A 6524-nucleotide genomic window follows, 5' to 3' on the forward strand; every position below is an offset into this window, starting at 1 on the left:
AGGTTTTTTAGTTTTTAAGGGGGGAGGTTGGAATACAGGAAAGCGTAATGTTTTAAACCAAGTAAAGTAATAAGTTTAGTACGTATTTAAATTTATTTAGGGAGAGATGAAAATGACAGTTACAAAAAACGATAGTCTGTACAAAAAATCTTATTTTAGCAGAATCACAGAATTGAAGAATTATGCGCCGGAGACATTCCAAGCTTTTTTCAACTTTAATGATCAGGCATTAGCCGATGGGAAGCTATCCGTTAAACTCAAGGAATTAATCGCCGTTGCGGTCGCCCATATCACTGGGTGCCCCTATTGCATCGAATTGCACGTAGGAAATGTGAAAAAGAACGATGCCTCGAAAGAAGAAGTGTCAGAAGCAATCTTTGTAGCGACCGCATTGAAAGCAGGCTCATCGTTCGCTCACGGAGTAAATGCCCTGAACGCATTTGACGGGGAAGGTGATGACGAGCTCTATAAAGCTTCCTACTTCAACCGGATTAAGGAGTTTTCTGGACTGAATGGTGATGCTTTCACAGCTTTTCTGGATTTTGACAAGAAGGCAGTTAAAGCCGGGAAGCTTACGGTAAAAGAAAAGGAATTAATTGCTGTGGCGTCTGCACATACAACAGGGTGTCCCTATTGCATTGACCTGCATACCAAGAATGCCAAGAAAGAAGGAGCAAGCCTGGAGGAAATCTCTGAAGCTATCTTTGTCGCAGTAGCTCTAAAAGCAGGATCGGCTATCGCGCACAGTGTCAACGCATTAAACGCTTACGATGACTAAGATAGCATTCTTGTAAAAAAAACACCTAAAAAAAGGAGACCTGCTGTATGGCTAAACAGATTCATTTAAACGGATTTATCCAGAATTCACCATCACCGCATTCAACTGGTTTATGGAAGCATGAGAAAGATGAAGGGGTTAACCATAATAGTCTTTCCTATTGGATTGACGCTGCTCAAACGCTGGAACGTGGTAAGTTTGATGCGCTTTTTATCGCTGATGTGCTTGGCACGTATAGCGTTTATGAAAACAGTCACCGTGCCGCAGCAAAAGGGGCTGTGCAGCTACCAGCCCATGACCCGCTGATACCGATATCCGCGATGGCTGCTGCCACGGAAAGCCTTGGGTTTGCACCAACCATTTCTGCTACATATGCCCAGCCCTATGCTTTAGCACGGCAGTTGTCGACGCTAGATCATTTAACTGGCGGAAGGGTCGCCTGGAATGTGGTGACATCATACCTGGAGAGCGAAGCAGTGAACCTGGGACTTTCCGGCCGTATGCCAAAAGAACTTAGATATGATCGCGCGGATGAATTTCTTGAAGTAGTTTATAAGTTGTGGGAGAACAGCTGGGATGATGAGGCTGTGGTTTATGACAAAGAAAACGATACATTCGCTGACCCGGAAAAAGTTCATTTGATTAACCATGAAGGGGAATTCTTTAACGTACCGGGACCGCATCTTGTGGAGCCTTCTCCTCAGCGGACACCAGTTTTGTTCCAGGCAGGGGCATCTCCAAAAGGAAGAGATTTTGCGGCCAAGCATGCTGAAGCTGTTTTCACAAAAAATCATTCACTGGATGCACTGAAGCAATATACAGCCGATATTCGTGAACGTACTAGACTACAGGGTAGAAACCCGGAAGATGTACTTATCTTTCCTATGATACTACCGATTATCGGATCAACGGAGGAAGAAGCATACGCAAAATATCAAGATTTAACCAGTCAGGTCAGCTATGAAGGTACAGCCGCACTTTTATCTGGCCATACTGGCATAGACTTCTCCCGATATGATCCGGATCAGTATATCGAGGACATGGAAACTGATGCTGTCCAAGGAAACCTGGATATGTATGCAAAGGACCCCAATAAAAAATGGACATTGCGTGAAGCGGTTAAAAATCATGGCCTTGGTAATGGAACCGTGAAGTTTATCGGTACCCCGGAACAAATCGCAGATAAAATCGAGGAATGGGCGAGAGAAGGCGATGTCGATGGTTTCAATATCGCGCAGACACATTCGCCAGGTACATTCCGTGAATTTGTGGATTACGTTGTCCCTGAACTCCAGAAGCGAGGAATCTATCGAAAAGAATATGAGGGTAGGACATTAAGGGAGAACATGTTTGGAAAAGGGAACGTCAGATTGCCGGATAATCATCCCGCGAAAAAGCTTGGAACTGTTAGCACCTGATTGTTGTTTTAGGACTGCGTATCGGATTATTCTAACGCAAGGGATTAGGAAATCGCGGAATAAGGTCCCGGCAGTCCAACTAAGTGGAACCTCATTCCGTTAATGGGGTGTAAAGGTGTCCAAAAAGAGGCCAAGTGGATCGTGGTTCCGCTATATGAACAATATCCACTGAAATTGACGATGAAATAAGCCAATAGAGGAATGATGTTCCAAATGAAGAGCTTAAACAGCTAAAATATGGCCCATAACGGAATGAAGTTCCATCACAATAGGTAATCTCAGTTGCACCTGAGATTACCGGTGAGTTTTTAGCACAGTCGATCAGCAGCAAATGTCGAAGCTCATATCAATCGCGTGGTTAATGAAATAGCCACAAACTAAATGGAAAGGGGACAGAGATGAGTACTGTAACATTATATACGTGGATAGGATTTATTGTATTTTTGGTTGTCATGTTTGTCTTAGGATTCATGAGTGCCAGAAAAACAAAAAATGTCAGCGACTTCGCTATAGGCGGGGCAAACCTGGGGCCTTATGTACTCGGTCTGTCCTTTGCAGCAACCTACTTAAGTGCAGCCACATTTCTTGGATATCCTGGGTGGTCCCATGCCTGGGGGCTCTCGAATCTATGGTTATTTTTAGCAATCATTGGCGGTGGACCAATTGGTGTGCTAATGGTAGCCAAGCGAGTACGAAAACTAAATACAGGGCAAAAATCACTTTCTTTACCAGACTGGCTGGGTGACTTTTACAATAGTGATATTTTGCGGGTAGGAACAGGTTTGATTCTGCTGTTTAATATCTTCTATATTGCAGCACAATTTGTTGCCGGTGCCCGTATATTTCAATATTTGCTTGATATGTCCTACACCGGAGGGCTAATATTCATTGCAACCATAGTAGTGCTTTATGTCTTCGCCGGCGGTGCGTTTGCCGATATATATACGGATGCTGTCCAAGCTGTCATGATGGCTATTGCTGGTACGTTTGTATTTGTTTCGGGAATTATCGTTTTCTGGGATGGAAGCATTACGGCGACATTTACGGATATTACCCAGAAACTAGCTGAGCGGGATACTAATTTAATAGAAGTATTTAATCCGGACTCAACCCATTTCTATTCTTTCGGTGTTGTATTCGGTGCAATTATCATCCAATGGGCATTTGCCTCAGCACCCCACTTATTTAACAAAGTGCTTGGTTTAAAAAGCGAAAAGGATCTGGGGAAAATGATTTTGACCTATGTCGTTGCGGCGTCATTCTCACTAGTTGTTCTTTTCGGAGGGCTATACAGCAGGGCGGCCCTGGGTGATAACGTGGCAGCTGCTGACCTGGCGTTAATGGAGTATGCGACTTGGGCTTTTCCTGCCATTATCGTAGCAATATTAGGGGTGGTCATCCTAGCTGCAGCAATGTCAACAACGGATGGTTTATTTGTATCTATATCGACCGTATTTGCCAATGATATTTTTCTAAAAGTATTAGTAAAACGGGGGATTGTCAAAGTTGATGACCAGAAGGCCCAGAAGATTGCACTGCAAATCAGTCGCATGGCAGTACCATTAATTGGTGTTTCTGCGTTCTTGATTGTCTTGCAGCCGCCTGCCTATATGGGGGACATTATGTGGATTGGAATCTCAGGAGTGGCTGCAGGAACGATGGGACCAATTCTATACGCTGTCTATGGTAAGAAAAAAGCTCCTGCACGTGCAGCAGAACTATCAATGGTTATTGGACTACTTTCCTATCTGGTCATCTACTTTGGAGGAATAAGCCCCAGTACGATGACAGCAGGTGCAGTGGCAACCCTTATTGGAATTGTAGCAATGGTTATTCTTGCAAATACATTAAAAATCGCGAAGACCCCTGTAGTGGAAAAAGAAGAAAATAGACACCGAAAAATAAATTAGAGAAAGGGTGAAATGCCATTTTTGTTACTCCAATGCTTACCGTGTGGCTATACGGATTTATCGGGTTTCTTTTTATCATCGGCTTCTCACTATGGAAATGGTATTTTACGAAGTAGATTTTAAGATGGAGGTTTTTCAATGACACAAACAAAGATAGAAATACTAAAAAACTATGTAGGTGGAGAATGGATTGAATCCAATTCCGATAAAACAGAGGAGGTATTCAACCCGGCAACGGGAGAAGTGATTGCCCATGTACCTGTTTCATCGCAGGAAGATGTTGACCATGCAGTTGAAACAGCGTACCAGTCATTTCAGCAATGGAAGGAGGTCCCTGTTCCAAAGCGGGCAAGGATTTTGTTTAAATACCAACAATTACTCGTCGATCATTGGGATGAGCTGGCGGAGATTGTAACGGTTGAAAATGGCAAAAGCCTTAAAGAAGCAAAAGGCGAAGTTCAACGAGGGATTGAAAACGTTGAATTTGCTGCAGGCGCCCCGTCTTTAACGATGGGAGAGCAACTTCCGTCCATTGCGGAAGGACTTGAATCAGGGGTTTATCGATACCCAATCGGAGTTGTCGGTGGAATCACACCATTCAACTTTCCAATGATGGTCCCGTGCTGGATGTTCCCGCTGGCAATCGCGACTGGGAACACGTTTGTACTTAAACCTTCCGAACGCACACCATTATTGGCAAATCGTTTGGCCGAACTTCTCGAGGAAGCAGGATTACCAAAAGGTGTCTTCAATATTGTTCACGGAGCGCACGACGTTGTAAATGGGTTATTGGAACATAAAAAAGTAGCGGCTATCTCATTTGTGGGTTCTCAGCCAGTAGCTGAATATGTTTACAAAAAAGGAACGGATAACCTAAAACGTGTTCAGGCACTTTCCGGAGCTAAAAACCATTCAATTGTATTAAGTGATGCTAATTTACAAAACGCGGCAACGCAGATTACAAATGCTGCATTCGGGTCTGCTGGTGAACGGTGCATGGCTGCATCTGTAGTAGCTGTCGAAGAATCCATAGCGGATCGTTTCATTGATCTGCTTATCGAAAAGGCTAATGAAATTAGGATAGGAAATGGATTAGGTGAAGATGTATTCCTTGGACCGGTTATCCGCGAGGCACATAAAGAGCGAACATTAGATTATATAGAAACAGGTGAAAAAGAAGGAGCGAACCTAGTTCGTGATGGCCGAATTGATGAGGATACTAAGCGTGACGGCTATTTTGTCGGGCCTACTATTTTCGATAACGTTACAGCGGATATGGAAATCTGGCAGGATGAGATATTTGCACCAGTACTCTCTATTGCAAGAGTTAAGGACCTTAATGCGGCAGTGGAGTTAACCAATCAATCACGTTTTGCAAATGGAGCCTGTATTTTTACCAAGGATGGAGGCGCAGTCCGGCAGTTCCGCGAAACAATCGATGCGGGAATGCTCGGCGTGAACATAGGAGTGCCTGCTCCGATGGCATTTTTCCCATTCTCCGGCTGGAAAGATTCCTTTTATGGGGACCTTCATGCCAATGGAAAGGATGGAATCAACTTCTATACACGGCAAAAGGTCATAACTACTCGCTGGGTGTAGAGTTTAACTTGCAGGCCTGTTTGGACTATAAACACAAGTAGTTTAGTTCATTGATTTATTAATGATTTAGAAAAAAATAAACAAAAATAGCATAGCAATTGGCGCCCTTATAGCGCCTTGACAAAAAACTGTCGTCGTGCGGATAAGGGTGCTATTTTATTTGTTATTTTACTTTTCAATTCCCAATTATATTGAGAAAAATCAAATAATAATTTCATTATATGGTAAAATATAGTTAAAGATTTTGAAAATTAAGTTCTTCAACTACGTGGCAGGTTAGTTTAAGATGAGTATGAGAACTTTTATGTGGCATTTGACAAAAAACGAGTAACAAAAAACCTCTTAAGAGTAAGAGGTTAAATCAATCGTATTTTCATTTATTAAAAGTTGTAGGGCTTCCGCTGATTCTTCAATATTATCAAATAATTTGACCGTATTGTTTTTAAAATTGGTTATCTCTATAGTCCTTGTAAGTTTTAAGCATCGTACTGTCATTACTGGTTGTTCATTAGAGCTAAATGTATGTGTAATTTCAACATCGTTGTACTGACAAAGAGTTTCAAGCATTTTTATTAGACTTTCTTTTGACATTTTAGTGTCTCCTCCTTAATGATGGAAGAAGACTAAGGAAAGTCAAAAAGGTTCCCAACAATTGTATTCTTAATATATTAAGTATAACATATATATGGTATATTGCATAGTATTTTATGAATATTTAGAATAATGTGTGTAAAAAAACGAAGATTCTTATTGAACTCCCATGAAAATAAAAACTATTGAAAATCTAAAAAAGTGCATATTTAAATTGACCCAACTAAA

General features: G+C 42.0%; 5 protein-coding genes. 4 read left to right on the forward strand and 1 reads right to left on the reverse strand.

Annotated elements, in window-relative coordinates:
- The first annotated feature begins 112 nt into the window (after nt 1-112).
- From ACFO3D_RS18845 to ACFO3D_RS18860, 4 genes are all read left to right on the forward strand, one after another.
- Nucleotides 113-778, forward strand: a complete 666-nt coding sequence (locus ACFO3D_RS18845) for a carboxymuconolactone decarboxylase family protein (RefSeq protein ID WP_390299929.1) — start codon at nt 113-115, stop codon at nt 776-778.
- 47 nt (nt 779-825) lie between these two features.
- Entirely contained in the window at nt 826-2196 is a 1371-nt protein-coding gene (locus tag ACFO3D_RS18850; protein WP_390299932.1) for an LLM class flavin-dependent oxidoreductase, read from the forward strand.
- A gap of 398 nt (nt 2197-2594) precedes the next feature.
- The gene (locus ACFO3D_RS18855) at nt 2595-4106 is read left to right on the forward strand and encodes a sodium:solute symporter family protein (protein WP_390299935.1); all 1512 of its coding nucleotides are present in this window, start codon (nt 2595-2597) and stop codon (nt 4104-4106) included.
- A gap of 138 nt (nt 4107-4244) precedes the next feature.
- The gene (locus ACFO3D_RS18860; protein WP_390299938.1) at nt 4245-5705 is read left to right on the forward strand and encodes a CoA-acylating methylmalonate-semialdehyde dehydrogenase; all 1461 of its coding nucleotides are present in this window, start codon (nt 4245-4247) and stop codon (nt 5703-5705) included.
- Nucleotides 5706-6047: 342 nt separating this feature from the next.
- Here ACFO3D_RS18860 and ACFO3D_RS18865 read toward each other — a convergent pair whose 3' ends face one another.
- Entirely contained in the window at nt 6048-6296 is a 249-nt protein-coding gene (locus ACFO3D_RS18865; RefSeq protein WP_390299941.1) for a hypothetical protein, read from the reverse strand.
- Nucleotides 6297-6524: the final 228 nt, after the last annotated feature.

It is taken from the genome of Virgibacillus kekensis, from assembly GCF_042654125.1.
In the GTDB taxonomy this organism is placed as follows: Bacteria; Bacillota; Bacilli; order Bacillales; family Amphibacillaceae; genus Lentibacillus; species Lentibacillus kekensis.

Bases quoted from the DNA above. Each gene is read 5' to 3' on its own strand.
- ACFO3D_RS18860 (WP_390299938.1), top strand. From the start codon at position 4,245: ATGACACAAACAAAGATAGAAATACTAAAAAACTATGTAGGTGGAGAA.
- ACFO3D_RS18845 (WP_390299929.1), top strand. From the start codon at position 113: ATGACAGTTACAAAAAACGATAGTCTGTACAAAAAATCTTATTTTAGC.
- ACFO3D_RS18855 (WP_390299935.1), top strand. From the start codon at position 2,595: ATGAGTACTGTAACATTATATACGTGGATAGGATTTATTGTATTTTTG.
- ACFO3D_RS18850 (WP_390299932.1), top strand. From the start codon at position 826: ATGGCTAAACAGATTCATTTAAACGGATTTATCCAGAATTCACCATCA.
- ACFO3D_RS18865 (WP_390299941.1), bottom strand. From the start codon at position 6,296: ATGTCAAAAGAAAGTCTAATAAAAATGCTTGAAACTCTTTGTCAGTAC.